The sequence below is a fragment of the Haloarcula sp. NS06 genome, from assembly GCF_051122755.1.
GTDB lineage: Archaea > Halobacteriota > Halobacteria > Halobacteriales > Haloarculaceae > Haloarcula.
On the sequence record NZ_CP184844.1, the window covers coordinates 19240 to 45674 of the forward strand.

22 protein-coding genes are annotated in these 26435 nt (G+C 60.2%); 13 read left to right on the top strand and 9 right to left on the bottom strand.

What is annotated here, in order from left to right; all coding sequences use genetic code 11:
• The first annotated feature begins 148 nt into the window (after positions 1 to 148).
• The 4 genes from ACODNH_RS03645 (at position 149) to ACODNH_RS03660 (ending at position 4364) form a co-directional block, all read left to right on the top strand.
• Positions 149 to 1186: a DUF7504 family protein gene (locus ACODNH_RS03645; RefSeq protein WP_434530932.1), complete on the top strand. Its 1038-nt coding sequence runs from the start codon at positions 149 to 151 to the stop codon at positions 1184 to 1186.
• A 51-nt stretch (positions 1187 to 1237) separates the two neighbouring features.
• Positions 1238 to 1906, top strand: coding sequence for an O-methyltransferase (locus tag ACODNH_RS03650; RefSeq protein WP_434530933.1), 669 nt, complete (start codon positions 1238 to 1240; stop codon positions 1904 to 1906).
• Positions 1907 to 2006: 100 nt separating this feature from the next.
• Complete coding sequence (locus tag ACODNH_RS03655; RefSeq protein ID WP_306707562.1) at positions 2007 to 2609, top strand: chemotaxis protein CheC; 603 nt, start codon at positions 2007 to 2009, stop codon at positions 2607 to 2609.
• 102 nt (positions 2610 to 2711) lie between these two features.
• Positions 2712 to 4364: a long-chain fatty acid--CoA ligase gene (locus ACODNH_RS03660; protein ID WP_306707564.1), complete on the top strand. Its 1653-nt coding sequence runs from the start codon at positions 2712 to 2714 to the stop codon at positions 4362 to 4364.
• 54 nt (positions 4365 to 4418) lie between these two features.
• Here the strand turns inward: ACODNH_RS03660 and ACODNH_RS03665 are convergent, their stop codons facing one another.
• A complete protein-coding gene (locus tag ACODNH_RS03665; RefSeq protein ID WP_306707566.1) occupies positions 4419 to 5192 on the bottom strand; it encodes a hypothetical protein in 774 nt (257 codons plus the stop codon).
• Positions 5193 to 5318: 126 nt separating this feature from the next.
• On the opposite strand from ACODNH_RS03665, the gene ACODNH_RS03670 reads away from it, so the two are divergent.
• Entirely contained in the window at positions 5319 to 6473 is a 1155-nt protein-coding gene (locus ACODNH_RS03670) for an acyl-CoA dehydrogenase family protein (protein ID WP_306710402.1), read from the top strand.
• Positions 6474 to 7308: 835 nt separating this feature from the next.
• On the opposite strand, the gene ACODNH_RS03675 is transcribed toward ACODNH_RS03670, so the two are convergent.
• A complete protein-coding gene (locus ACODNH_RS03675) occupies positions 7309 to 8637 on the bottom strand; it encodes a Cdc6/Cdc18 family protein (RefSeq protein ID WP_004516282.1) in 1329 nt (442 codons plus the stop codon).
• 612 nt (positions 8638 to 9249) lie between these two features.
• Here ACODNH_RS03675 and ACODNH_RS03680 point away from each other — a divergent pair.
• Positions 9250 to 10047: an N-acyl homoserine lactonase family protein gene (locus tag ACODNH_RS03680; RefSeq protein ID WP_306707571.1), complete on the top strand. Its 798-nt coding sequence runs from the start codon at positions 9250 to 9252 to the stop codon at positions 10045 to 10047.
• Between the two features lie 18 nt (positions 10048 to 10065).
• Here the strand turns inward: ACODNH_RS03680 and ACODNH_RS03685 are convergent, their stop codons facing one another.
• Positions 10066 to 10248, bottom strand: a complete 183-nt coding sequence (locus ACODNH_RS03685) for a hypothetical protein (protein ID WP_306707574.1) — start codon at positions 10246 to 10248, stop codon at positions 10066 to 10068.
• Between the two features lie 69 nt (positions 10249 to 10317).
• Positions 10318 to 11037: a DICT sensory domain-containing protein gene (locus ACODNH_RS03690; RefSeq protein WP_306707576.1), complete on the bottom strand. Its 720-nt coding sequence runs from the start codon at positions 11035 to 11037 to the stop codon at positions 10318 to 10320.
• Positions 11038 to 11305: 268 nt separating this feature from the next.
• On the opposite strand from ACODNH_RS03690, the gene ACODNH_RS03695 reads away from it, so the two are divergent.
• The 6 genes from ACODNH_RS03695 to ACODNH_RS03720 all read left to right on the top strand — a co-directional run bounded on the left by ACODNH_RS03695 (position 11306) and on the right by ACODNH_RS03720 (position 19019).
• Positions 11306 to 13204, top strand: coding sequence for a 2-oxoacid:acceptor oxidoreductase subunit alpha (locus tag ACODNH_RS03695; RefSeq protein ID WP_306707578.1), 1899 nt, complete (start codon positions 11306 to 11308; stop codon positions 13202 to 13204).
• A gap of 3 nt (positions 13205 to 13207) precedes the next feature.
• Positions 13208 to 14146 carry a thiamine pyrophosphate-dependent enzyme gene (locus tag ACODNH_RS03700; RefSeq protein WP_306707580.1) on the top strand — a complete coding sequence of 313 codons (939 nt, stop codon included), beginning with the start codon at positions 13208 to 13210 and terminating at the stop codon, positions 14144 to 14146.
• A gap of 84 nt (positions 14147 to 14230) precedes the next feature.
• Positions 14231 to 14659: an HTH-type transcriptional regulator LrpA1 gene (gene lrpA1, locus ACODNH_RS03705; protein ID WP_004956678.1), complete on the top strand. Its 429-nt coding sequence runs from the start codon at positions 14231 to 14233 to the stop codon at positions 14657 to 14659.
• Positions 14660 to 14694: 35 nt separating this feature from the next.
• Positions 14695 to 16410: a DHH family phosphoesterase gene (locus ACODNH_RS03710; RefSeq protein ID WP_306707582.1), complete on the top strand. Its 1716-nt coding sequence runs from the start codon at positions 14695 to 14697 to the stop codon at positions 16408 to 16410.
• Between the two features lie 38 nt (positions 16411 to 16448).
• A complete protein-coding gene (locus ACODNH_RS03715) occupies positions 16449 to 17240 on the top strand; it encodes a CBS pair associated ParBc domain-containing protein (RefSeq protein ID WP_004956686.1) in 792 nt (263 codons plus the stop codon).
• Positions 17241 to 17315: 75 nt separating this feature from the next.
• Positions 17316 to 19019 carry a methylmalonyl-CoA mutase family protein gene (locus ACODNH_RS03720; protein WP_306707585.1) on the top strand — a complete coding sequence of 568 codons (1704 nt, stop codon included), beginning with the start codon at positions 17316 to 17318 and terminating at the stop codon, positions 19017 to 19019.
• A gap of 74 nt (positions 19020 to 19093) precedes the next feature.
• Here the strand turns inward: ACODNH_RS03720 and ACODNH_RS03725 are convergent, their stop codons facing one another.
• The 5 genes from ACODNH_RS03725 to ACODNH_RS03745 all read right to left on the bottom strand — a co-directional run bounded on the left by ACODNH_RS03725 (position 19094) and on the right by ACODNH_RS03745 (position 23814).
• Positions 19094 to 20497, bottom strand: a complete 1404-nt coding sequence (locus ACODNH_RS03725; protein ID WP_434530934.1) for an HTTM domain-containing protein — start codon at positions 20495 to 20497, stop codon at positions 19094 to 19096.
• A gap of 166 nt (positions 20498 to 20663) precedes the next feature.
• Entirely contained in the window at positions 20664 to 20933 is a 270-nt protein-coding gene (locus tag ACODNH_RS03730; RefSeq protein WP_434530935.1) for a DUF7520 family protein, read from the bottom strand.
• 217 nt (positions 20934 to 21150) lie between these two features.
• Entirely contained in the window at positions 21151 to 22935 is a 1785-nt protein-coding gene (ctaD, locus tag ACODNH_RS03735; protein ID WP_306707591.1) for a cytochrome c oxidase subunit I, read from the bottom strand.
• A gap of 168 nt (positions 22936 to 23103) precedes the next feature.
• Positions 23104 to 23355, bottom strand: a complete 252-nt coding sequence (locus ACODNH_RS03740; protein ID WP_004591910.1) for a DUF6684 family protein — start codon at positions 23353 to 23355, stop codon at positions 23104 to 23106.
• Between the two features lie 63 nt (positions 23356 to 23418).
• On the bottom strand, positions 23419 to 23814 hold the full coding sequence (locus ACODNH_RS03745) for a DUF7541 family protein (protein WP_306707595.1): 396 nt from the start codon (positions 23812 to 23814) through the stop codon (positions 23419 to 23421).
• 89 nt (positions 23815 to 23903) lie between these two features.
• On the opposite strand from ACODNH_RS03745, the gene ACODNH_RS03750 reads away from it, so the two are divergent.
• Positions 23904 to 26429, top strand: coding sequence for a DUF7527 domain-containing protein (locus tag ACODNH_RS03750; RefSeq protein ID WP_434530936.1), 2526 nt, complete (start codon positions 23904 to 23906; stop codon positions 26427 to 26429).
• Positions 26430 to 26435: the final 6 nt, after the last annotated feature.

A 26435-nucleotide genomic window follows, 5' to 3' on the forward strand; every position in this document is an offset into this window, starting at 1 on the left:
GTCTGGAATGTGCACTAGAGGCTATGTACGGAGAGAGCCGAGACAGGCACTGTCTCATGTTCAAGCAGTACTCATCAAAGGTTACCGTATGTCAAGGGAACGCTTATTTGTTGATGGCTTTATGGTTCCAGATACGATACAGTACGCAATGAACTCCGGGAGTGGGACAGTGGACCAGCCTCTGGAAGAGGCTACGTCCGTATTAGTGCTGGCACGCGATTCAAGCGACGCCGAACGAGAGGGGTGTGCCGGGTTCCTGGCTGAGCAGGAGGTCAGTAACTCGAAGGCAATCTGTGTCACGGTGTCTGAATCCCCAGATTCGCGCCTCTCGCTGTGGCAACAGCACCTCGACGACGAGATGCCCGAAGAGGCGATCATCGTCGACGCCGGCAGCGAGTTACCGGCGACCTCACAGGCAGCAGCGTCTGGCGCATTTCCCTCATTGACGCTTGATACCCTTCCTGCGACAGTGGCGCCGATAGACATCAGCACGACCGTCTCCCGCCATCTCGGTCGGCTAGAACAGGCAGATACGCCGCTGCTTCTGTGCTTGCATTCTCTTACTGGGCTGCTTGAGTCTTGGGAGCGTGACCGCGTCATCGCGCTGGTGACAGCGTTGAACCGGCAATGTGCCGAGATAGACGTCTCGAGCCACCACCATATGGACCCGGAGGCCCATACCGAAGAGACAGTCGAGATGTTTCGGCCGCTGTATGATGTCGTGTACGAGTATCTCCCGGACCACGGCTGGACCGTCACGGCGTCGCAAGACGCAGAGGAGACGCCGACGTTTCGGGATACCGTCACCCCACCCGGCGGCGTGAAGAAGGGCGACCCGGAGGAGCCAGAAACGATTCCGATACCGTACTCGTTTGATCAGGTCCTGGAACTGCTCTCCGCTCCGCGGCGACGAAGTCTCCTGTATCACCTGAAAGACCGGTCAGACGCCGAGGTCCCGCTGGACGACCTCGTCGACCGCGTCTACGAGCGTGAGAAGGCTATCCCAGCCAGAACGACGCCAAAGTCACGCGACGAGGTGGGCGTGTCGCTGGCACACAATCACCTTCCGCGTCTGGACGATCTGGGGATTCTCTCGTACGAGACAGCAGACAATAGTGTTGAGTACTACGCCAATCCTGCGCTGGAATCCGTAATTCAGTACGTCGAACGCCTCGAACTCGGCTAGTTCCCGGTCCGGACCCACTCGTTTATGTCGCCGCTACCGGCATAGCCTGATATGGACGAAACCCCGCTCCCGAGAGTGACAGAGCAGTTCGCCCGTACACTGGCGCCAGCCAGCGATGCAATCATCGATGAGATGGACGCCAAAGCCGACCGAGAAGGATTTCCGACAGTCGGTCCCGCAGTCGGCGGGTGGCTCCGCCTTGTCACCCGGATGGTCGACGCCGACCGCGTCTTCGAGTTCGGCTCCGGCTTCGGCTACTCTGCGTACTGGATGGCCCCTGCCGTCTCCGACGATGGACAGATTGTCCTGACCGAGATCGACGCCGACGAACTCGAAGAAGCCCGCGAGTTCCTCGACCGCGGCGGGTTCGCCGCACGGGCCACATTCGAGCACGGTGACGCAATCAAAACCGTCGAGAACTACGACGGCCCGTTCGACGTGGTGCTCATCGACAACGAGAAACACCGTTACGTGGAGGCCTTCGAGGCAGTCCGGGCGAAAGTACCGGTTGGTGGGGCCGTGGTCGCTGACAACATGATCGAGGCCGGGCCGCTGGAGTTCGAGGCAGTACAGGCGTTGCTGGCTGGCGAGGACATCGACGCCAACGAAACAAGTCGCGGTATCGCTGCGTATCTCGAACGCGTCGGCGACGACCCGGCGTTCGAGACAGGACTGTTACCGCTCGGTGAGGGCGTTGCTGTGAGCGTCCGTGTGGAGTGAGCAAGCGGTATCGACACGCTCCGATTCTCGCTGACGAAAATGCGGGTGCATAGCTTATGTATGAGGGCACACAACTCAGCGGCAACGCTGGTCCTAACGAATGAGTCTGATGATAGATATTCGGAAGCTCGGGTTGTTCAATCAGATGGCTAAAGAAGGCGGTAACACCGTTGCGAACCACCTTAGCCAGATGACTGGGATGGAGACAGAGATGGAGATCACGAAGATCAACTTCATCGATATCCCGGATATCAAAACACACGTCGGCGACGAGAAACAGATCGGTATCAGTATCGAAATGGTCGAAAAGCCCCACGGGCACATCCTGTTCCTGTTCAACGCCGCCAGTGCGAAGGACCTCGCCACCGGGATGATCGGCGACATGGGCGAGACAGACCCCAACGCGAGCGGCTTCACCGACATGGAACGCTCGGCGATTCAGGAGATCGGCAACATCATGACCAGCGGCTTCATCGACGGTTGGGCAAACGTCCTCGATACCACCATCGACATCTCAACGCCGAACTTCACGTTCGGCCCGGGGAGTGGGATGGTGGACCAGCTCGTCGGCGACCGAGAGAACGAGATGGCGCTGATGTTCGACTCCCGTGTCCACGCACTGGAATCCGACATCAACGTGAAGGTGTACACATTTCCGGAACTCGAAGAGCTGGTCGACCTGATGCAGGAAATCGAAGTGTAAACGGTCCGAAGTTATTCTAGCGGCGGGAACTGCGGATGAACTGCTTGTCCTTCATAAAAGATTTAGCAGTGTTTCTTGTACCGTGGGCCCTTCCATCATGATATGCCAGGAGGCAGCCCGCAAACTCTACGACCGTTCCTGTGGCGTGCAGAAACACTGTATCCGGACACAGAGGTCGTCTCTCGTACCCACGAGGGTATCGTCCGCCGCGACTACGCCGAATCTGTCGAACGGACGGCACAGTTAGCGAACGCGATCGAGGAAGCCGGCTATGGCGACGGCGAACGACTCGGGACGTTCTGTTGGAACCACAGCCGTCACTTCGAGACGTACTTCGGGGTACCCGGAACCGGTGCGCAGCTACACACTATCAATCCGCTCCTGCCCGACGAACACATTCAGTATATCGTCAGCGACGCACAGGATGAACTCATTTTCGTCGACGAGTCGCTCCTCCCGAAACTCGAGGGTGCCGCCACCGATGATCCCGAGTCCTTCGAGACGGTCGAGCAGTTCGTCGTCATGAGCGAGTCTGTTCCGGACACGGAGCTTGATGCCGTTGCCTACGAGTCGTTCATCGCCGACCAGCCGACGGAGTACGACTGGCCCGAACTGGAGGAGGACCGCCCCGCCGGTCTCTGTTACACGTCCGGCACGACTGGGCGGCCGAAAGGCGTCGAGTACACCCAGCAGATGCTGTGGAGCCACACAATGGCGATTCAATCACCACAGGGGATCCCACTCGACGACGACGACGTGATGATGCCTGTCGTCCCGATGTTCCACGTCAACGCGTGGGGACTCCCATTCTCAGCAACTGCCGGCGGGGCCAAGCACGTCTACCCCGGCCCACAGCCGGAGCCGGCGGACCTTGCGAAGCTCATCGAAGAGGAGGACGTCACCGTCACTGCCGGCGTCCCGACCGTCTGGCTGGGACTGATGGAGTACATCAAAGAGAACGATGTTGACCTCTCCTCGCTTGAGCGTCTCATCGTCGGCGGAAGCGCCGCACCGGAGGCGATGATCCGGTTCTTCGACGACCGCGACGTGGAACTTGTCCACGCCTGGGGGATGACCGAGACGGCCCCGGTGGGTGCGGTGGCGTCCCTGCGGAGCGACCTAGAGGACGCCGACTATCAGACGCAACTGGACAAGCGCTCGAAACAGGGACTCATCACGCCCGGGCTGGAGTTCCGTGTCATCGACGACAACGGCAACGAGGTCCCGCACAACGGCGAGGACTTCGGCGAACTCCACATCCGCGGGCCATGGGTAACGACAGAGTACTTCAAGCGACCGGAAGCAAACGAACAGGAGTTCGAGGACGGCTATCTGAAGACTGGCGACGTGGTGTCCGTCGACGAGGACGGCTACATTAAGATCGTCGACCGGGCAAAAGACGTTATCAAGAGCGGCGGGGAGTGGATCTCTTCGCTCGAACTGGAAAACGAACTGATAGCCCACGACGACGTGAACGAAGCGGCAGTCATCGGTGTCCCCCACGAGCGCTGGCAGGAGCGCCCGCTCGCCATGATCGTTCCGACGGCCGACGCCGACGAGGAGACGCTTGGCGATGAACTCCGGGAGTACATTCTCGACTCCTACCCCAAGTGGTGGGTCCCGGATAACTTCGTCACTATCGACGAGGTCCCGAAGACGGCAACTGGAAAGTTTGACAAAAAGTCGCTCCGCGACGAGTACGCCGACGAATCGCTCGTCGAGGGCCGCGTCCCTGACGACGCCGCGCCGGAATAGGGGGAGTGCGAGCGTCTCCAGCGAGCAGTATCGGTGACCGGACGCCAATAACGGTTACTGGACGCCAGTGACAAGATTCCGAACTTCGGTCCGGTAGGCATCGGGCTGGAGTCCGAGATCGACATCGACGGTGACCGTGATTCCATCACTCAGGTCGTTTTCAACGACCTGCTCGAAGTTCTGTGCCGGGTACGCGCCCCCAGATATGATGACGAAATCGCCGTGATGCCAGACGGCGAACATCGCCGAGATGTCGATATCGCTGGCTGGTATCTCGACGGCCTCGTCCTCGGTCACGTCGAAGGAAATCCCTTCGAATGGGTACACAGCGGACAGTTCCACCGTCTCAGCTGTCTCACCGGTGTCAACATTGATTCTCCCTTCACCGGATTTCTCGATGTCGGTCAGCCCCTGTGCTTCCATCTGCTGTTCGAAGCTGTCGCGGGCATTTGTTCTGACTTCCGCCAGCAGTTCCTCGCGGCCCACACCAGCTGGGAGATTATCGAGATTCGGACTGAAGTCCACTCGCGTGGCAAAAAACACGGAGAGCGCGGTCTGGACTTGGTCAAGGGTTCGGTTGGCGACACGCTCCTGTAGTTGTTCGTCGACATACTGGACCGTACTGGAGACAGCCTCAACCGAAACCGGGCCATAGCTTCGGTCGAACACTGTCTCCGAGGACTGGTCCGTTTGCGTCCAGCCACCATCGTTCAGTTGCGCTGTCGGAACATCCGGTGGCGGTGCCTCGGCTGCGGCCAGAAACGAACATCCCGCAAGCCCGGCGGTTCCAAGGGTTGCTCCGGCAAGCAGGTAGTCTCGACGATTCATGCCCGAGGAAGGCCATAGCCATGCAAAAGCGTGCTGGCCGATTATCAGCGGTTTTCGGGAAACAACTATGACGGTGTTTGGCAGAGTTCCACGGAGTATATGAGTACACAAACCATGATAATTCCCATGGATCTGCTATCCGAGAAACTCGTTCCGGAACACGCACACGAGGTCAAGGAAGAGGCTCGGGAGTTCGCCGCGGAGCACATCGAGCCAGTCGCGGGTGAGTACTACGCGTCCGGGGAGTACCCCTGGGATGTACTCGAAGCGGCAACGGAGGCTGGACTCGTCGCACAGGATATCGGCGAAGAGTGGGGCGGGAGCGGCTACGACCTCCAGCAGATGCTTGCGATGGCAGAGGAGTTGTACAAAGCCGACGCAGGGATCGCGCTGACAATCCAACTCGCCAGCTTCGGGGCGGAGATCGTCGAGGACCACGGCGCAGACTGGCAGAAAGAGGAGTTCCTTGAGCCCGTCGCCGCCGGCGATCAGCTTACCGGTCTCGCCGTCTCCGAACCGGAGACGGGGAGCGACCTCGCCGGGATGACGACGGCCGCCGAGAAAGACGGTGACGAGTGGGTGATTAACGGCGAAAAATACTGGATCGGCAACGGCGTCGAGGCGGACTGGGTGACGCTGTACGCCAAGACCGGTGACGACCCGAACGACCGCTACGGGAACTACTCGATGTTTATCGTTCCGACGGACGCCGACGGCTACCACGCCGAGCACATCCCTGAAAAGATGGGCTTCCGGGCGTCCAAGCAGGCCCACATTGTGCTCGATGACTGCCGGATTCCGGAAGAGAATCTGGTCGGCGTGGAAGGGGCCGGCTTCTATATGCTCGCTGAGTTCTTCAACCACGGCCGCGTCGTCGTCGGCGGACACGGCCTCGGTCTGGCCGCGGCAGCCATCGAGGAAGCATGGGAGTTCGTCCACGACCGCGAAGCCTTCGGCAAGACCGTCGACGAATTCCAGGCGGTCCAACACAAGCTGGCCGATATGCAACTCAGCCTCCAGTCCGCCCGGACCCTCACCTGGCACGCGGCTGAGCGCGTCGCCAATCAGGAGAACTCCGGCTACTGGGCCGCATTGGCAAAGACCAACGCGACCGAAGCCGCGATGGACTGTGCGGAGAAGGGGATGCAACTCCACGGTGGGCGATCCGTGCTGACAGAGAACCGCATTTCCCGCGTGTACCGCGACGTGCGGATTCCGGTCATCTACGAAGGAGCCAACGACATCCAGCGGAATCTCATCTACAACCAGGCACCGATGTAACGGCGAGAGGTCAGTCACTCACTGCCGATTGATTGCGTCGCAAACGACGTGTTTTTCTGGGGTACACCACCCTTCGAGTGTTCTTTGTGGAATTTGGCTGGCTAGCTATCACTACGACAGCAGTACACTACTGGACAGTCTGTACAGCCCGGAGAGACCAGACAGACAGGTCATTATGCTCCTGTACGAAGTCCATGCGAGTGATACCGAGTCGGTACACCACCCTACAAGTGTTCTGACATCACCGGACAGTCGACCTGACACCCTCATACAAGTGTTCTACCACCACCCTGCAAGTGTTTCCAGTTCGACTACAACTGGACCAGAACGGTGAACACGTGTTCACACACCACCCTGCAAGTGTTCGGACGGAAGGTGTGTGAGCATCTGAAATGTCCGAAAACACCATGCTGCAAGTGTTGTTGTGGCGTTGTTTGGAGTTCTGATGCGACCTTGCACACCACCGTGCAAGTGTTTCACGCACTGATTGAGGTAGGTGAGAATACGCCGAAACACCACCCTGCAAGTGTTCCAAAACGGCCGTTTTGGGCGGTTTTTCCGTCAGATCAGGGTTCACACCACCCTGCAAGTGTTTTCGAAACGGAATACCGTCGAGCTGTGGTAGGAACGGGTGAACACACCAGTCTGCAAGTGTTCTACACACTGCAGCGGGGGACAGATACCAGATAACCACCTGTATGTACTCCTCTTTCACTGTCTATTGTGGGGACACACACCACCCTGCAACTGTTCTGGACGCCACAATAGAGAGACCGCCGCTGGACACACACACACCACCGTGCAAGTGTTCTGGCGTGTGAGCCGACGGGGGTGGCTACGTGAACTGCCAGAGGTTCTGTTGCTCGTCGTCAGTAGTGTCCGGTGCCTCGAACTCAGTCGCCTCGTCTTCCAGGTAGTGTTCGAGAATCCCGTTGACGTTGCTCGGTACGGCATCGCTGTAGGAGGACTGGAGTGCAGCGTTGATGATGTCGGTCGGGTCATCGGTGACCTCGTAAATGTACTTGCGGCCGCCCTTACGACCGAGATTGCGTTCCGCAGAGCGGACCAGCCCCTGCATCGAAAGCTGGTCAAGGAACTCGTAGATCTTCCGCTCGGATTTCACGCGGCGACCGCTCGACTCCGCAATCGAAGAATAGAGATTGTAGATCCGCTTCGTTGACGCCTCGTGTTTCGGCTCGATAAGTGCGAGCGTCGTCGCGAGATAGGTCAGCGCCTGCTGTGAACTCAGATCGTGTTCGAAGTAGTCAAGCAGTTCGTCGGTTTCGATGGTGTCTGTTGCCCGTCGTGTATGCGCTTCCGTCACACCATCTGCACCCTCCATCCGCGCGTACTCCCCAGCCTTTTCGAGGATTCGGAGTCCCTGCCGAACGTCACCGCGTTCTTGTGCAGAGAAGGCCGCTGCTAGCGGGACGACGTCTTCGCCGAGCACGTCCTCCCGGAACGCAATGTCAGCGTAGTAGCCCAGAATGTCGCGAAGTTCGGTCGCGTCGTACGGGCCGAACTTGATCTCTCGCTCCCCCAGCGTTGATTTCACCTTGGGTTCCAACACGTCAACGAACTTGAGGTCGTTCGAGATACCGATGAGCCCAACCTTTGCATCGGTGATCGGCGTATTCTCGTTCGCTTCAGCTCGCGGCAGTTCGTAGAGAAAGTCGTTCCGTGCGTCCGCTGGAATGTTGTCAATCTCATCCAGAATTATCAGAACGTTCCCGCCCACAGCCTCTATCTCTTCGTAGAGGAACTCGAAGACGCTGTCAGTGCTGTAGCCACTCTCCGGGAGCTGGTTCTCAGGATCCCGGAACTCGTTGACGAGCGTATTTACCAGTGCATACGCCGACCGATAGTTCCGGCAGTTAATCGGACCGACAACGGTGAGCGGGATATCCTCAGCCTCGGCTTTCTCTTCGAGTTTGTCCCGTACCCACTTCGTGACGGCAGTCTTGCCGACCCCTGTTGGACCGTAGACGAAAACGTTGTTGGGGTCGTGGCCGACGATGACGTCCTGAAGCGCGTTGATGTAGAACTCGATCTCTTCGTCGCGGTGGAAGATCGTATCCGGCGTGAACGTATCTTTTTTCAGCGGTTGCTTTCGTTCGAAGATCGCATCAGTCCCATCGAACGGGTTCTCGTTCACGTCGACCATCGTATCCCATCTTTTGAGTGACTGTATATAAAACCAGTGACCACCGTTCAAGTGTTTCAAGTGTTTTCACGTCGGGAAGTCACACACCACCCTGCAAGTGTTTCTCCGATTCCACTCGAAAACAGCCACGAGCAGTCTGCTACACCGATATCTGACCTAGCGTACTTGACTCCTGCGATTCTTCATTCTCTGGCCATAGAACAGATCTAGAACTAGAATATAATCTTATATCTTATGGTATATGAAATTTTGTCTGGCTAATGTTGGACAGCAGATTCTATAGAACCTAGACTAAGGGCGCTCTATAGCGTCTAAATCTGTATATAACTGTCTTGACTCGATCACATAGTCTCGACGGGACAGAACAATCTTCCGTTTATTTAAGTATGGCCAAGTGGCTCCACCCCTCCCCACCCCCCACCCCTGCAAACTCCGAGAACACTTGCAGGGTGGTGTGTGTGGGTCCTGCTCTGCCACGAACATTTTAGTATAAAAGCACCTCGATGTCTATACGGCATGAAACCCCATTCCACAGCGTAACGCGGGTGATGCATCAGGCCAGCCCACTGCACATGGCACCGTCTTTACTTTGTGACAGTCCGTAGACATCGTATGGACGACCTCGCAGTGACATCCGTTGACCGGGGCCGCGTACAGGCTGACCGAAACTTCGTCGTCGACGGATACAGCGTCGCAACGGCCTCGCACCGCAACCCGGAGCACGAGTACGAAACGTACGTTGTGTGGAACCTCGTTATCGAAACACCGGAGCTAACGGTCCTCTGGGACACCGGCTCTCACCCGGAGGCCGGCGACGGGTACTGGCCGACCCCGCTGTACGAGGCGTTCGCACACGTCAATGCCGCCGAGCATCCTTTGCCAGCAGATCTCGAAGACGCAGGCTACAGGATCGACGAGATCGATGCAGTCGTGATGAGCCACCTGCATCTCGACCACGCCGGCGGCCTGCGCAACTTCGCGGGAACGGACGTGCCGATCTACGTCCACCGCAAGGAACTCCCATACGCGTACTACAGCGCCAACACGGACGACGGCTCTATCGCCTACCTCGCCAGTGATTTCGATCGCGACCTGAACTGGGAGATCGTCTACGGCGACAGCTATCACCTCACTGACGGTATCGAACTGCTTCACCTCCCCGGCCACACGCCCGGGCTCATGGGTGCATTCGTCGACCGTCCGGACCGGCCGCTCCTCGTCGTCGGCGACGAAGCCTACGTTGAGGCGAACTACGCAGGACAACCCATGGCGACGAGTCTCCTGTGGAACAACGGCGCATGGAAGGAGAGCCTCGAACGGTGTCGCGACCGCCAGCGTGCCACAGGGGCTGAAGTGCTGCTCGGACACGACCTTGCGGTGTTTGAGAATGTATCCGGCACGACGGACTGAGACGCGGCCCGCATCAGGTCAGTCCGAGACAGCGACGAGCGTCCGGCGCTCCCCGTCATCGGTCGCCACGATCCATTGGTCGTCGTGACGCTCGATAACGGCCCAGACGCCCAAAAGGAGGTGTAAATCCAGTTCGAGACCGTTGACGCGCTCCCCAGTCTCTTGGATACAGAATTCTTGGGACTCAGCAATGTTCGTCATGTCACAGGCGAGACGGGAGCCAACGGCGAGCCGTGATAATGGTCGTGTTGCCCGGTTCGAACGCAGCGTTCACTGTTCGAGATAGCCGTACGTCTCCTCCAGATAGTCGATGATCCAGTCGACCGTGGACTCGTCGTAGGTCCAGAAGCCGTAGAACTCGCGCGGTTCGCGCTCCTCGGCCAGCAGGGCGCACTTCTGGGTTGGGTCACCGCCGCCGTCGAACACGACGAACCACGAGTCGGCAATCTCGTCCGATCGTTCCAGATGCAGCGAGAACGTACTGTACTCGGGCGGCTCGATGTCGGGGACAGCATAGGCGTGAACGTCCACATCGGTCTCGCCAAGCCGTTCGTAAAGGTCGAGTTCGCCCTGAAGCGTAGACAGCGTCTGAAAGCCGGCATGTAACGTTCCCTGCCCCACTCGCCACGCGCGGTCCTCGATTTCGCGGGACGCGGCGGTCATCCGCTGGATTGACCATGAAGTGAACATGGTCTCGTCGAGGTGGTCGAGAATCGACACGTACGGGCTGTTATCGCGCGTGATGTACTGTCGACCTTCGTTGAGCGAGTCTGTGAACGAGTTGAGGCTCGCGGCCGCGATGACTTCTGTATCCTCGCTGAGGGTGATAAACTCGCCCGGTCGCCCGCTCTCAGTCTGCTCGGTCTGAACGTGGACATTACGGTCCGCGAAGCGCTCGCGAAGGTCTTCGGCCGCTGTCGGCCCAGCGTTAAAGATAGTCAGCGTCTTCTGATGGTCCTCGACGCCGGTGATGAGTTCCGTTAACGACATCCTCGACTGTACATCGGTATTCACCGTGTTAGTCGTTGCGGGAGGGAGTTACGCTACTTACTAGTAGTGGCTGACACGTGCGGCTCAGGCGGAGATATTGACCCTGTGAATATGTCCCAACAGTGACGAACCCCCATTTCGAAAACGGCAATCTGAGGTGCCTGAGACGAAAGATAACGATTAATGAGTGGTTACATAGTGGAAAATCTTTAGTCATGGCCCCCCAACGGAATGGTACGGCACCAGAGCTGGGGCCGAGGATTTCACAATGACAGACAACGAACTAATCTGGCGAATCGCCGGTGGTTCCGGTGACGGAATCGACTCGACAAGCCAGAACTTCGCGAAGGCCTTGATGTGGTCGGGGCTGAACGTGTTCACACATCGTCATTACCCGTCGCGTATCCGCGGCGGCCACACGTACGTAGAGGTACGTGCGAAGGACGAACCGGTACAGTCTCGCGGGGACGGCTACAACTTCCTGCTCGCACTGGGTGACTCGTTCGCCCGGAACCCGCAGGAAGAGGCCTACTACGGCAAAGAAGAGCTGAAACCGCTGTACGAGAACTTCGACGACCTCCGAGAGGGTGGCGTTCTCCTCTACGACGAGGGACTGCTCGACGACGAGGACGTCGACGAGATCGGTCTCGAAGAGGCCGCCGAGGAGAACAACTGGCACGTCGTCCCGATGGACCTCCGCGGCATCGCCAAGGAGCACGGCCGCGAGATCATGCGGAATACGGCCGGTATCGGCGCGACCGCAGCCATTCTCGACATCAGCACCGACGAGTTCGAGAAGCTCATCAAACAGAACATGAGCGGCGACATGCAGGAGGCGAATCTTAACGTCCTGCACGACGCCTACGACGCCGCCAGCGAACTCGATGTCGACCACGACATCGAGGTTCCTGAGGACTCCCACGACGAGGAGCAGGTCATTCTCTCGGGCTCGAACGCCATCTCCTATGGCGCAATCGACGAGGGCTGTCGCTTCATCTCGGGCTACCCCATGACTCCGTGGACCGACGTGTTCACGATCATGTCACAGCACCTGCCCGCGTTCGGCGGGATCTCCGAACAGGTCGAAGACGAGATCGCGGCCGCCGCACTGGCGCTCGGTGCGTCCCACGCTGGCGTGAAAGCCATGTCCGGGTCCTCCGGTGGTGGCTTCGCGCTGATGTCCGAACCGCTCGGACTGGCAGAGATGACCGAGACGCCGATCGTGCTGGTCGAAGCGATGCGAGCCGGCCCCTCGACGGGAATGCCGACCAAGCCCGAGCAGGCTGACCTTGAGCACGTCCTGTACACGTCACAGGGCGACTCCGCCCGCGTCGTGTTCGCACCGGCGAACATCCGCGAGTGTTACACGCAGACACGCTCGGCGTTCCGCATCGCCTACGAGTACCAGATCCCGGCTATCGTCATCTACGACCAGAAGATCCAAGGCGAACTCCGGAACCTCCCGGCCAGCCACTTCGACGAGGAACCGAACGCCGACCCCGGATCGGTCCTCACCGAAGAAGAGATTCAGGACGCAGCACACCACTCCTCCGGGAAGTTCCAGCGGTTCCTTCACGAACCCGAGGACGGCTCGAACGTCAGCCCGCGCTCCGTGCCGGGCCAGAAGGACGGCCGTTTCCTCGCGACGGGCAACGAGCACAACCCATCGGGCCACATCAGCGAGGACCCCGAGAACCGCATCGCCCAGATGAACCGTCGACTCAACAAGCTCGACGACATTCGTGCTGATCTGGACGAGAACACGTCTCACCAGACCTATCACGGACCCGAGGACGCCGACTACGGCATCCTCGTGTGGGGCAGCCAGCAGGGGACCGTCTTCGAGGCCGTCGACCGACTCAACGAGAACGGCCATTCCGTGAAGGCGCTTGGCGTCTCCGACATGGCCCCGTACCCGAAGGAGGAAGTCTCCGAGTGGCTCGAATCAGTCGACGAGGCGCTTGTCGTCGAGATGAACGCGACGGCCCAGTTCCGCGGTCTGACCCAGAAGGAACTCGGCAAGTACGGCGACAAGATGTCGAGCCTCCTGAAGTACAACGGCAATCCCTTCGAGCCCGCCGAGATCGTCGACGGGTTCGAATCCAGCATCGACGGCGAGGAACTCGCCGCGAGCAACATGAAGTACGTACCCGCGGCAGGTGACTAACCTATGAGTGCATTCTCAGCAATCAACGAAGAACGCGAAATCGAGCGCGACGAGTTTACACCCGGCATCGAACCCCAGGCGACCTGGTGTCCGGGCTGTGGCGACTTCGGCGTCCTCAAGGCGCTGAAGCAGGCCATGCCGGAAGTCGGCAAGAACCCCGACGAGGTCGCGCTGTTCACCGGTATCGGGTGTTCGGGGAAGCTCAACAGCTACTTCAACAGCTACGGCTTCCACACCATCCACGGCCGCTCGCTGCCCGTCGCCCGGGCCGCGAAGCTCGCCAACCCTAACCTCGAAGTCATCGCAGCCGGTGGGGATGGCGACGGCTACGGTATCGGTGGGAACCACACCATCCACACGGCTCGTGAGAACCACGATATGACGTATATCGTGTTCAACAACGAGATCTTCGGGCTGACAAAGGGCCAGACATCCCCGACATCGCCGAAGGGCCACAAGTCAAAGACACAGCCCCACGGCTCGGCGAAGTCGCCGATCCGCCCCCTGTCCCAGCAGCTCAACGCCGGCGCGACCTACATCGCCCGGACCGCGGCTGTCAACCCGAACCAGGCAAAGGAAATCATCGCGGAAGCCATCGAGCACGACGGCTTCGCACACATCGACTTCCTGACCCAGTGTCCGACCTGGAACAAGGACGCGAAACACTACGTCCCGTACACGGACGTCCAGCAGTCCGACGAGTTCGACTTCGACGTCTCGGACCGCGCGGAAGCCGCCGAGATGATGCGAAAGACCGAGGAGCGACTGTACGAGGGCGAAGTGCTCACCGGTCGGATGTATATCGAAGACGAGCGCCCGTCCTACGGCCAGGAGAAGCGCCAGATCGGTGAGATGCCAGAGGAACCGCTCGCAGAGCGGTACTTCGACGAGGACGCCGAGTGGGAGCGGACCTACGACAACCTCCTCGAACACCACAAATAACGCTCGCTGCCGGACTACGGATACCCCCCGAACGTGGGTTTCTGGTTCGGAAGATATTTTTTCATGCACCGAAAAGATTAGTCCATGAGTGCCGAGTCTACGGAGCGTCGAATCCTGTCGGTCCTTGAAGAGGACGCACAGGCCTCGTACGCAGAAATCGCGGAGCGAGCGGAGGTATCGAAGCCGACAGTCCGGAAATACATTCAGAAACTCGAAGAGGAGGGCGTCATCGTCGGCTACTCCGCCGATGTCGACCCGAAGAAGCTGGCGGGCCAGTCGATTGCACTGGTTGGGATCGACATCGCGAGCGACTGCTACGTTGAGGCCACGCGGAACCTCAAAGAGATTCCGGAGATGGAGGAGCTGTACACGTCTAGCGGCGACCATATGCTGATGGCAGAAGTTCGGGCGATGGATGGGGACTCGCTGGCGGACGTGATCGAAGACAAAATCCTCGCCCTTGACGGCGTTACCGCCGCGCATCCGTCGTTTCTGCAGGAACGGCTGAAGTAACGGGTTTTTAGACGCTCCAGTGCTGACTGCACGGTATGCTTTCTCGGCTGGTGCTCGGACTCGGGCCGACGGCCGCGGACCTTCTCGACGCGATTAGCGACGCCCGCGGCGAGCTGGCAGTCGTGACCCGGGATGAGCACCGTGCTGAAACGCTCCGGGCGGACGGTATCAACGTGCTCGAAGCCGACCCGGCCGACCCGTCTGTTCTCGCCAACCTCGACCTTCACCCCGAGAGCGTCATCGTCGCTAGCGAGGATCCCGAACAGAACGCCGACACGACAACGGCTGCCCGCGACTGCTTTCCCGACGCGTTCCTCCTCGCATACGCCGGCCGCGGCGCGACAGCCGACCAGCGCGACCGACTTGACAGCGTGGCGGACCGACTGGTCACACCGGAGGCCGTCGTCACCGGCTACGTTACCCAGTCGGTCGGTGACGAGGGAACGCGGGCCAGACAGCTCCATCAGGTTCTCCGGGACATTGACGACCATCTCGCTGTCGTCACGCACGACAATCCCGACCCTGACGCGATTGCCAGCGCTGTCGCCCTCGGCGCGCTCGCTGAACGAGCTGACTGCGAGGTGACGCTCTGTTACTACGGGGAGATTTCCCATCAGGAGAACCGGGCGTTTGTCAACCTCCTCGAATTCGACCTCCGGAACCTCGATGCCGATTCACCGGACGAACTGGAAGCGTTCGACGCGTTCGCACTAGTCGATCACTCCAGAGCCGGTGTCAACGACCAGCTCCCGCCGGAGACTCCCATCGATATCGTTATCGACCATCATCCGCCACGCGTTCCGATCGAAGCCCGCTTTGTCGATCTTCGGAGCGGCGTCGGGGCGACGAGCACACTGCTAGTCGACTACCTCCAGCGGTTCAACGTCGACATTCCAACACACATCGCAACGGGCCTGCTGTTTGGTATCCAAGTCGACACGAAAGACTTCCGGCGGGAAGTCGCTGCCGCGGACTTCGAGGCCGCCGCGCATCTTGTGACAAACGCCGACATGGCGACGCTCCAGCGCATCGAAGACCCGAGCGTGAGCCCGGAGACGCTGTCGGTCATCGGCCGCGCGATTGCGAACCGTGACCAGGAAGGGTCAGTGCTTCTGACCGGCGTCGGCGAGATCAGTGACCGGGACGCGCTCGCGCAGGCGGCTGACAGGTTACTCGACCTCGAAGGCGTCCAGGCGACGATGGTGTACGGCGTCGTCGATGGGACGATATACGCATCTGCTCGGGCACGTGGGGCGGATATCGACCTTGGCGAGGCGCTGCGGGATGCCTTCGGACAGATCGGGTCCGCCGGCGGTCACGCCGATATGGCGGGTGCACAGATTGATCTAGGGATGATCACCGTCGACGACCGCGAGGAATCGCTGGAAGAGATTGTCCGCTCTATCGTCTCAAATCGGTTTCTCGACGCGATCCAGTCGCGGTCCCACCGGCTGCTCGGACGTGTCTATGCCCGCGCTGACTACGACGTGGCCGCGTTCACGGAGTCGACGGCGCTTAGTCAGGACAGCGAAGACACCCCAGCGACGGCCGAAGGTGCATCTGGGGAGTCTGGCGACGACAGCACAGCGGACTGGAACAGCGATGTGATGTTCCTAGAGAACGGTGACGAGGGCAGTGGCGGCGAGTCAAAACAAGCGGATGACGCGGCTGATCCGACGGACGACGAGACAGAACAAGGAGAGGACAGCCCGGAAACACTCGTCGAACCCGACGACAGCGAACCGCTGTAGGCGAGCCTTTTTTGCTGTCGGTTGAGAACTCCGTGCCGATGGAGGACTCGAATCGGCCGACGGTCGGAGACTATATGACACGCGAGGTTGCCACCGTCGAACTCGATGACACCGTCGGGGAGGTCGCCCGACGAATCGCCGATAATGACCACTTCAGCGGGTTTCCGGTGACTGACGGTCGCCGTGTTGAGGGGTTCGTCAGCGCGCGCGACCTGCTGCTCGCAGAGGACCATGAGCCGATGTTCCGCGTGATGACCGACGACATCCTTGTCGCGCACCCGGACATGGCCGTGCAGGACGCAGCGCGCGTTATCCTGCGGTCGGGTATCCAGAAACTCCCGGTTGTCGACGACGCTGGCCACCTCGTCGGGATCATCTCAAACGCCGACGTGATCCGCTCGCAGATCGAGCGGGCGACACCGGGCAAAGTAGACAAGCTCGGCCGGACGCTCGAGAATATCCACGGGATCACGACACACGAAGGCCGCCGTGAGGTGGACCTCGATGACCTGACGCCAACACAGACAACTGTGTACGCCGACGAACTCGAAGGCCGGGTGTACGAACTGGAACGGGGACTGGCGGAACCACTCGTCGTCATCGACAACGGCGGAGACCTCCTGCTGGCGGATGGCCATCACCGCGTGAAAGCCGCTGCTAGACTCGACATCGACGAGATGGACGCCTACGTCATCGTCCTCGACGAGACGGTCGAACTGGGGATGGCCGAGACGGCCGCAGACTCCGACCTAGAGTCAATCGACGATATCGAGGTCGTCGACTACGCGCACCACCCGCTCGTCCAGACGACAGAACGACTCCAAGACTAGTCCCCAGCGGTGTGACTGACGGTAGCATCCCTCGTTGCCCGAACCTTCTTACTAAATCATGACATACACCGCAGTATGTTCGACGAGTCAGACCTCCAACGCATCCGCGAGCAGAAAGACGAGTGGGAAGCCGAGACGCTGGACCCCGTGCTGGACGCCTACGGCGAACGCAAAGAACAGTTCGCAACGGTATCAAACCTCGATGTAGACCGGCTGTACACGCCACGTGACGTGGATGACCTCGATTATGAGGAAGACATCGGCTTCCCCGGCGAGGAGCCGTTCACACGCGGTGTCTATCCGACAATGTACCGCGGCCGGCAGTGGACGATGCGACAGTTCGCGGGCTTCGGGACCGCTGACGAGACCAATGAGCGGTTCCACTACCTCATCGACGAAGGCCAGACCGGGCTCTCGACGGCCTTCGATATGCCGACGCTGATGGGGATTGACTCTGACGACGTGATGGCCGACGGCGAGGTGGGCAAGGAGGGTGTTGCCGTCGACACGCTTGCCGACATGGAGCGACTGTTCGACGGCATCGATCTCGGGGAGGTCTCGACATCGTTTACCATCAACCCCAGCGCTCCCGTCATCTATGCGATGTACATCGCGCTGGCCGACCAGCAGGGCGTCCCACGCGAGGAAATCCGTGGGACGCTCCAGAACGATATGTTCAAGGAGTTCATCGCACAGAAGGAGTGGGTAATTCCGCCGGAGCCGTCGCTGAAGCTCGTCACCGACACCATCGAGTTCGCCAGTCAGGAGACGCCGAAGTTCAAGCCCATCTCGGTGTCGGGGTATCACATCAGGGAGGCCGGCTCGACAGCCGTACAGGAACTCGCGTTCACCCTCGCGGACGGCTTCGCCTACGTCGAGGACTGCTTGAATCGCGGGCTTGAGGTCGACGAGTTCGCCCCACAGCTCTCCTTTTTCTTCAATTCGCACAACTCCATGTTCGAGGAGATCGCGAAGTTCCGCGCAGCCCGGCGTATCTACGCCCGCGTGATGGACGACTGGTACGACGCGGAGGCCGACGCGAGCAAGCAACTGAAGTTCCACACCCAGACCGCCGGACAGTCACTGACCGCCCAGCAACCGCTGAACAACATCGTCCGCGTGACGATTCAGGCCCTCGCTGGTGTGCTGGGCGGGACCCAGAGCCTGCACACCAACAGCTTCGACGAGGCGCTGGCGCTCCCGTCCGAGCAGGCCGTTCGCGTCGCGCTCCGGACACAGCAGATCATCGCGGAAGAGTCGGGGGCCGCCGACATTGTCGACCCGATGGGCGGCAGTTTCGCCATCGAGTCACTGACCGACGAGGTCGAAGAAAAGGCAATGGCCTACATCAATCATATCAGAGACGAACTCGGCGACGGGTCGGTCCGCGACGGCGTCATTCAGGGAATACAGGACGGCTATTTCCAGCGTGAAATTCAGGACGCCGCCTACGAGTACCAGCAGCGCGTCGAGAGCGAGGAAGAAGTCATGGTCGGCGTCAACAAGTACACCGTGGAAGAGGACACCGAACCCGAGATTCTCACCGTCGACGAGGACGTACAGGAACGCCAGCGAGACAAGCTCGCGACGGTCAAGGCAGAGCGAGACGACGCGGCCGTGGAAGCGGCCCTCGACGAACTGCAGCAAGTGATTACCGACGGCGGGAACGTCATGCCCGTCATCATCGACGCGGTGAAAGCCTATGCGACGATGGGCGAGATCATGGCTGTCTTCGAGGCAGAATACGGGAGCTATCAGGAGACGGCAAGCGTCGCGTGACTGTCAGATCACACGCTCCACTGTCGCTTTAACCACTGTTTCAAAGGATGAAGTGACCCTTCCATCATTCCCTTTCACGCACACTGATACGACCCGAGCTGTTCCCGGTCAACGGATTCGGGTCCGCTCAGGTTCGTCGACTCGGTCAGGAAGATCAACTCCACGCGTTCCATCGTGTCGTCGTGGCTTTGATTCCACCGGGAACACAGATACGTTGCGAGCGACCGTCGAAGACTGGGTTCGTGACGGGCTGTCCCGAGGAACTTCTTCCAGCGCTGGTTCGGGAACCGGTCGGACACCTCCGGCGGCCGAGAGAGATTGACTGTTTCCCCGGTAAGCGCATCGACCCGGTTCCCGGACTCCAGAGGTGCCGGGGCCGCGTACCACCACGTTTCCTGTGGTGGATCTGGCGCGAACATATTCCAGCTCCGGTCCTCGATTCTGTCCGGCGTCCCCGTCGGTGCGGCAACGAAGCCGACCGCGACAGCGTTGAGAAGGACAATCGCGACGATACCGAGCACCGCTAGCGACTGTGTCGTCGTAGGGAACCAGGCCTGCGGGGGACCTGTCGCGGACTCCGGCCACCGCGGGCGCAATGCTTCGATAGCGGTGGGCCAGCGATCCGCGAGCGCGTCCCAGAACGACGGCGGAAAAAACAGGACCAGTCCGAGAATCGAGACGAGCGGGAACACGCCAAGAAGGAACGAGAGTGCGATACAGATATGGGCGGTAACGAACGCCACGACCAAGCCTGTCCGATATCGCCCGGTCCAGATGAGCAACAGCGGGGACCCAACGAGCAAGCCGAGCCAGAGCCAGTTCCCCAGTACCAGCGCCGGGTCCCAGCCCGCGACCACGTCACCGGCGCGGACAGTGAGATGATCCAGTTGGAACACGTACCGTACCGCAGTGCCACGGTGCCAGTACGTACCGCGAAACTTTATCAGGCTGTTCGTCACGTACACGGCCAGCACTTGCAGGAGGATGCCTGCAGTGCCGGCGGTGGCGACCCGTGTCGCAGACTCTGGCAGCTCATCGTCCCAGCCACATCCGAGCGGAAGCAGGAGACTCCAGAACAGCAGCCGGCGAAACAGTGTATCGCCGGCATTAAGGACGACGGGGTTCCGAAGCTGTATTGAGACGAGCAAGATGAACGCGATGCCCGCGCTCAGGCGAGGGCGGTAGCCGACAACCAGCGCCACTCCTGCAAGCGCCGTCAGTCCGAGGGCCACCAGTGGGAGCCAAGCAGCCCCCGAGACAGCAAGCGGTGACATGTCTCCCAACACCGGATACAGTTCAGTCAGTGTTGAGCGTGGGAGCACGCCGCTATCGGTGTAAAACGCGCCGAGATCCGACCACCGCAGAGCGATGTCGGCGAGGAGACACAGCCCAAGCGCCACTCTGAACGCTGCGAGCGCACGTCGGTCGATAGCGATTCGGCGGGCTAGCCACTGGTGGAGGGCAAATTCGGGACGCATCTGTGGGGAGGGCGACGAGACACCGACTTGATGTCTCGTAGCTGACTAGGAGCCGATTATCAGTCGTATTAAATTAAAGTAACGGAACATAGGAATCAGGCAGCAGAAGGCCGGAAAAGGGTACTATCAGTCGCTTATACAGCAGCGTATGATGTCACACCGCCCCTCAGGAACTGGCTGCGTCGTCAATTCGCTCGGAGACGTACACGACGAGGCCAAGCAACACGCCAAGGACGATGCCGATAGTGACAAATCCGTAGATAGCGACGCCAAACGGCGTCGGTGGCAGTGCGATCACACCGAACAGTTCCGGTTCGAGGTCTTCCGGTCGGATACTACCGAGTACGAATCCCATCACACCGGCAAGAACAACAATCGCAACGTACAGGCGAAGGACAATTTGCTGCCCGGATCTGGCCTTGACTTGGTCGCTCATGTGAGAACAACGGTTCGGAGACGATTAGCCTTTTTCACTTCCACGCCGTAGCTATCCTATGTCACAGAAGGAGCTACTGTTTCTCGTCTTGACCGGAATCGCGCTCATGATGTTCGTGACGGCTATGGTGCTTGTTTCCGGGGCAAGCTAATAGGTACTGTCAGTTCGGTTGTGGCTACGAACGAAAAGAAGCAGGCGAAAACAGAATTTGGGACGCTTACGAGTCGTCTTGTTCTTCCTGGCCGCCGTCAGCAAGCAGCGACGGGTCCTTCTCCGGCTCCTCAGCTTTGAGCTGCTCGTCGAACCACTGGAACTCGCGGTCCAGCATGCCGTCGCGTTCGAGGTTCCACGGGTCGCCGTCCTCGACCTTCGGGCCCTCAAGCCAGGACTGGACGATGTTCCAGACAAAGAACAGCTGACCGATGAACAGGATGAGCGCACCGACGGTCGCCAGCTGATGGAACGTCGAAACCTGCGTCAGCGGTGCGATAGCACCGTCAAACTGGTAGGTGGCGTACCGCCGTGGCATTCCCAGGTAGCCCAGTGCGAGCATTGCGAAGAACGTGATGTTGGTTCCGACCATCGAGAACCAGAAGTGGGCCTTCCCGAGGGTACGCTGGTACATCCGACCAGTGAACACCGGGAACCAGTAGTAGATGCCAGCGAAGGCCGCGAATCCGATGGCACCCATCACGATGTAGTGGAAGTGACCCACGACGTAGTAGGTGTCGTGCAGGATCAGGTCGACAGGGATGGAGGCGAGGAAGACACCCGTCACACCGCCGAGGATGAAGTTCGAGACGAAGCCGATACAGAACAGCATCGGCGTCGTCAGGCGCAGGCGGCCGTTCCACATCGTTGTGATCCAGTTGAACGTCTTGACTGCACTCGGTATTGCGATAGCCAGCGAGACAGCCATGAACGACGCCCGGAGCCGCGGGTCCATGCCCGTCGAGAACATGTGGTGAGCCCAGACGCCGAAGGACAGCACGCCGATTGCGAGCGTCGAGTAGACGACGAACTTGAAGCCGAACAGCTTCCGGCCCGAGAACTTCGGCAGGATGAGGCTAACCAGTCCCATCGGCGGCAGGACGAGGATGTACACCTCTGGGTGGCCGAAGAACCAGAACAGGTGCTGCCACAGTAGCGGGCCGCCACCTTCGACGGCGAAGAACGTCGTCGCGAGGTTCCGGTCCAGTAGCAGCATCACGATTGCGCTCCCCAGTAGTGGGAAGGCGAACAGGATCAGGGCGGACTGGGTGAGAATCGTCCACGAGAAGATGTCGAGATTCGCCCAGTTGACCTCCTCGTCGCGCTCCGTGAAGATGGTCGCGATGAAGTTGATCGCCCCCATCGTCGCTGCAACACCCGAAAGGTGTAGCCCCAGAAGCATCAGGTCGACACCAGGGTTCGCCTGCTCAACGGACAGCGGCGCGTACATCGTCCAGGCCGTCCGGGCCGGTTCGATCATGTTGTCGGTTACCGGCGCGAGGAAGAACCCTGCCCAGATTAGGAGTGCGGCCGGCGGGAGAAGCCAGAACGCAATGGCGTTGATACGCGGGAACGCCATATCGTCAGCCCCGATGAGCAGCGGGATGAAGTAGTTCGCGAACGCCGCGATGATGGGCGTCCCGAACAGGAACAGCATCGTGATACCGTGACTCGTCAGGATGGAGTTGTAGGCATTGTTGCTGAGGATGGCCCCTCCGGGCGTAACGAGCTGGAGGCGGATGAGCATCGCCATGATGCCGCCCACGGCGAATGCGATGACCGCGTACACTCCGTACAACAGACCGATATCCTTGTGGTCGACAGTTGTTAGCCAGCGAATGATACCTGCGGGTTTCTCACGGTTGATGACTGCCGCCTCGTCACCCGTGACGGCCCCGCCACCCGCGAGCGGCGTATACGAACGCCAGTTCTCGACACGGGTGAGAAGCGCGGCGACGCCGACGAGGAGGACGGCCATCAGCCCCGTCAGCACAATATCTCCTGCTACCATAGTCGTTCTTCAGGACTGGGACATTATCAAAGGGTCGATTCCTGCAGCAACGACCATAAAATACGGCTCCCATCCAGCATTACAGCTTCAGAAATAAGGGACCACTCACACTGCCGTCTGGTGTCAATAGCGGTCGGTCTTCGAAACGGTCCGTCTGAACCTATCTGCTCAGTCTTCGTGACCCAGTTCGCCGCTCTCTTTCTCGGCGTTCTCGACCGCCTTCCCCGCGTAGTAGGTCAGGACAGCGAGCAGCAGGAACATCGAGATAATCAGTGCGAACTGCAGCCCGGAGAAGACGGGATCGGTTCCGAACGCCGGGAACGCGGCGAACGCGACGATGAAGAAGAAGAGGATCCCGAGCGGGATGACGTTCACGGTGAGGTCGAGCAGGGTATCTTTTTCGAACCCGAACAGTGCCATGCCTGCTCGTTAGAACAGGCCAGTAAATAGAGTGTTGGTTTCCGAATCGGGCTAGTGCCCGTCTCAGGCCGCGGTCTGTTCCATAACTGAGGCGACGCCGCCCATTGCGATCATCACAGCACCCGCCGCGGCGACAGCCACTAGCCGAGTGAAGAGTGGCCCGGTCCCAACGTTCGACAGCGCGATATCACCGACCGGAACCTGCCAGAGTGTAAACGCAACAGCGAGGACAATGAGAACGACGCCTACACCCAGCAGGGTTGGCCACGGCCGCCCCACATACCCAGACTCTGTGAGGATACCGGCGATACTACCGCCAAACAGTATCAGCCCGAAGACGGCCACTGGAAAGAGTCCGACGAACACGCCGATCTCTGACAGTGCTAATCCCAGTGCAACGAACAGCGGCCACGGACTTGCAGTCGGATACTGGTCGCTTAGTCCCGGCTCCTCTGCCATACCTATACTTCGGTTCGAATCATCATATGTCCATCGGACCGCGCCCGTGGGCACAAACTATTTGTCCACCATCCGGCTTGGTGGGAGTAATGAGTACACGCACGGTCGAACGGGTCGATGGCTGGGAGTCGGTTCCGTTCGACGGCGGGTTCGCGGGCCTACGGGACCTCGCCGGGCAGGAGTTCTCCGGCGCGGTCATCGCGGGTCCGACGCGCCTGTTCATGTTGAACGGGACCGTCGTCGGCGTCCTCGACGGCACCATCGATGATTTCGAGGACGCGTCGGGAACAGCCAAGCGGTCACCGCACGAGGCGTTGCCACTGCTTGCAGTGATGCAGGAACGCGCCGACGAGGTGAAAGCACAGTACTACACCGAAGACACGGCGCTTGCAGAAGTCGACCAGACGCTGTCGAGCGGTAACTTTACCGGCTTTATCGAACTCTCCGAGAACGTCCTCTCGGGCGACTACTACACCGTCTACCACCAAGGCCGCTCGATGAGCGTCGCGTGGGTCGGCAACTCCGACAACCTCATCACCGACGACGAGGCGTTCGACACGGCCAACGACGAGGTCGGCATCTACGAAGTCATGCCGGTCGACATTGAGCCGATCGAGATTCCGGAACCGCCGGAAGACGACACGGAGGAGCAGTCAGCGGACCCGGCGGCCACCGGCGTCGATCCGCTCGACGCTGGCGACGAGACGGCTGTCGCCGACGTACCAGCCGACGAAGGTGCGATAGACAGCACGCCGACAGATACGGCGGCACCAGACGAACCGACACCACAGGACGATGCCAGCGACGAACTGGCGGACCCCGTCGGAGATACCGAAACCGATGGAACCCACGCTGCTGGACAGACACAGGCCGCAGCAGAGTCGACACCGGACCGCGACCCTGCAAGCAGCGGACCGCCGGGATCGAAAGCCGCCGGTGCGAATCCGGGCCGGTCCCGCCGCAGTTCCGAACCGGACGAGCAGCCGAGTGTGGATGACCAGCCGAGTACGGACAGCCGGCCAGACAGCGGAGTGACCGACCAGGCGACGGTAGACACCGACACCGCGACACAGACGGAACCCGACCACGACGCCACTGAACGGGAAACCAGAGTGCGTGAGACTACCGGGGAGACCGAGCCGAAACCATCGGCGACTGAGCCATCACGGAAACAGGAATCCCAGCACGCCAGCGCTCGAAGCACCCCGGCACAGAGCGATCAGGCGCCTTCGGCAGACCGTCGCGCCGAACCGGAAGACCAGAAATCGACACAGAACCCCGAGCCACAGCCGTCCCAGACACAGTCCGGGACTGGAGTGGCAACGCCGACGCCAGAGACCGGTTCTGGCGGGTCAAGTGCGGATCTGGAGACGCGCTCGGTGCCGTCGCTGGACCCGAACAAGTCCGGCGGTGCGCAGGAAAGCACAGCCACCAGCGTGTCTCCCACGCAGACGCCGCCAACAGGTGGGAAACAGGCATCGACACCGCGACGTGACCAGCCGACTCAAGACGACTCGGCACCGTCGACGGAATCCAGCGTGCAGGGACCAGCACCGGCTCAGGAGAGCCATAGCGCACCTGCGAAAGACCCACAGCCGGGCGAGACGCCGCAGTCCCAGCCGTCGACAGGGGATCAGCGACAGCCGCCTACCGGCGAAGAACCGACACCGCGCGAGCGGGAGCGTGTGGCAGAGCTCGAATCCGAGCTCGAACAGCGAGCTGAGACGGTGTCGGAACTCGAATCCGAACTCACGGATCTGGAGGCAACGAACCAGGAGCTTCGGGACGAGCGCGACCGTCTGGAGTCGGAGCTAGCCGACGCACGGGCCGAAATCGACCGGCTGGAGGAGCAACTCGACGAGCAAAACGACGCCGCCGCAGGTAGCGCCCGGCTCAGCGCCGGCGAGGCGATAAACGGGACGAACCTCTTCGTCAGGTACGACTCGAAGGGCAAAGCGACGCTGGAGGAAGCCAAGGACGGCGAGGCGAGCCGCGAAGAGGTCGAGGCGAATCTCAGGCTGGAGTACCACACGCAGTTTGAGGCCGAGGGAGCCACGGTCAACGGGACGCCCTTCGAGGAGTTCCTCGAAGACAGCATCCAGTACCGCTTCGTCAACTGGCTCATCCGGAACCTCCTCTATGAGATTCGTGACACCGGACACGCGGGGGCGATGAAAGACCTCTATGAGGGCCTTCCAGCTATCGACCGCGCCGAACTGAACGGCAACGTCACGGTGACCTACACGGAGGACGGCCAGGAGAATCGCTCGCAGGAACGGTTCGACGTGGTCGTCCGCGACCGGATGGGGAACCCGCTGGTCGTCGCCAACATCAACGATTCGCGCGAACCGGCCTCCGAGGGACAGATGTCTGACCTCATCCGGAACGCAGAGCGGGTCGGCAACGCCTCTGGGTCGCTTGCGTCGGCGTTTCTCGTCACGAGCAGTTTCTTTGAGCCGGGCGCACTCGAAACCGCCGAAGAAGCCACCTCTAGCGGGCTGTTCAACCGCGATAAGCGGAAGAGCTTCGTGAACCTCTCGCGCAAAGAGGGCTTTCACCTCTGTCTGCTAGAAGCGAGAAACCAGGAGTTCCACCTGGCGGTCCCGGAACTCTGAGAGAGA

What these genes read in the sequence shown, in the direction of transcription:
- ACODNH_RS03660 (WP_306707564.1), top strand. Translation starts at nt 2,712, where the DNA reads ATGCCAGGAGGCAGCCCGCAAACTCTACGACCGTTCCTGTGGCGTGCA.
- ACODNH_RS03745 (WP_306707595.1), bottom strand. Translation starts at nt 23,814, where the DNA reads ATGGCAGAGGAGCCGGGACTAAGCGACCAGTATCCGACTGCAAGTCCG.
- ACODNH_RS03695 (WP_306707578.1), top strand. Translation starts at nt 11,306, where the DNA reads ATGACAGACAACGAACTAATCTGGCGAATCGCCGGTGGTTCCGGTGAC.
- ACODNH_RS03645 (WP_434530932.1), top strand. Translation starts at nt 149, where the DNA reads ATGAACTCCGGGAGTGGGACAGTGGACCAGCCTCTGGAAGAGGCTACG.
- ACODNH_RS03720 (WP_306707585.1), top strand. Translation starts at nt 17,316, where the DNA reads ATGTTCGACGAGTCAGACCTCCAACGCATCCGCGAGCAGAAAGACGAG.
- ACODNH_RS03700 (WP_306707580.1), top strand. Translation starts at nt 13,208, where the DNA reads ATGAGTGCATTCTCAGCAATCAACGAAGAACGCGAAATCGAGCGCGAC.
- ACODNH_RS03730 (WP_434530935.1), bottom strand. Translation starts at nt 20,933, where the DNA reads ATGAGCGACCAAGTCAAGGCCAGATCCGGGCAGCAAATTGTCCTTCGC.
- ACODNH_RS03670 (WP_306710402.1), top strand. Translation starts at nt 5,319, where the DNA reads ATGGATCTGCTATCCGAGAAACTCGTTCCGGAACACGCACACGAGGTC.
- ctaD (WP_306707591.1), bottom strand. Translation starts at nt 22,935, where the DNA reads ATGGTAGCAGGAGATATTGTGCTGACGGGGCTGATGGCCGTCCTCCTC.
- ACODNH_RS03675 (WP_004516282.1), bottom strand. Translation starts at nt 8,637, where the DNA reads ATGGTCGACGTGAACGAGAACCCGTTCGATGGGACTGATGCGATCTTC.
- ACODNH_RS03715 (WP_004956686.1), top strand. Translation starts at nt 16,449, where the DNA reads ATGGAGGACTCGAATCGGCCGACGGTCGGAGACTATATGACACGCGAG.
- ACODNH_RS03685 (WP_306707574.1), bottom strand. Translation starts at nt 10,248, where the DNA reads ATGACGAACATTGCTGAGTCCCAAGAATTCTGTATCCAAGAGACTGGG.
- ACODNH_RS03655 (WP_306707562.1), top strand. Translation starts at nt 2,007, where the DNA reads ATGAGTCTGATGATAGATATTCGGAAGCTCGGGTTGTTCAATCAGATG.
- ACODNH_RS03680 (WP_306707571.1), top strand. Translation starts at nt 9,250, where the DNA reads ATGGACGACCTCGCAGTGACATCCGTTGACCGGGGCCGCGTACAGGCT.
- ACODNH_RS03690 (WP_306707576.1), bottom strand. Translation starts at nt 11,037, where the DNA reads ATGTCGTTAACGGAACTCATCACCGGCGTCGAGGACCATCAGAAGACG.
- ACODNH_RS03750 (WP_434530936.1), top strand. Translation starts at nt 23,904, where the DNA reads ATGAGTACACGCACGGTCGAACGGGTCGATGGCTGGGAGTCGGTTCCG.
- ACODNH_RS03665 (WP_306707566.1), bottom strand. Translation starts at nt 5,192, where the DNA reads ATGAATCGTCGAGACTACCTGCTTGCCGGAGCAACCCTTGGAACCGCC.
- lrpA1 (WP_004956678.1), top strand. Translation starts at nt 14,231, where the DNA reads ATGAGTGCCGAGTCTACGGAGCGTCGAATCCTGTCGGTCCTTGAAGAG.
- ACODNH_RS03710 (WP_306707582.1), top strand. Translation starts at nt 14,695, where the DNA reads ATGCTTTCTCGGCTGGTGCTCGGACTCGGGCCGACGGCCGCGGACCTT.
- ACODNH_RS03725 (WP_434530934.1), bottom strand. Translation starts at nt 20,497, where the DNA reads ATGCGTCCCGAATTTGCCCTCCACCAGTGGCTAGCCCGCCGAATCGCT.
- ACODNH_RS03740 (WP_004591910.1), bottom strand. Translation starts at nt 23,355, where the DNA reads ATGGCACTGTTCGGGTTCGAAAAAGATACCCTGCTCGACCTCACCGTG.
- ACODNH_RS03650 (WP_434530933.1), top strand. Translation starts at nt 1,238, where the DNA reads ATGGACGAAACCCCGCTCCCGAGAGTGACAGAGCAGTTCGCCCGTACA.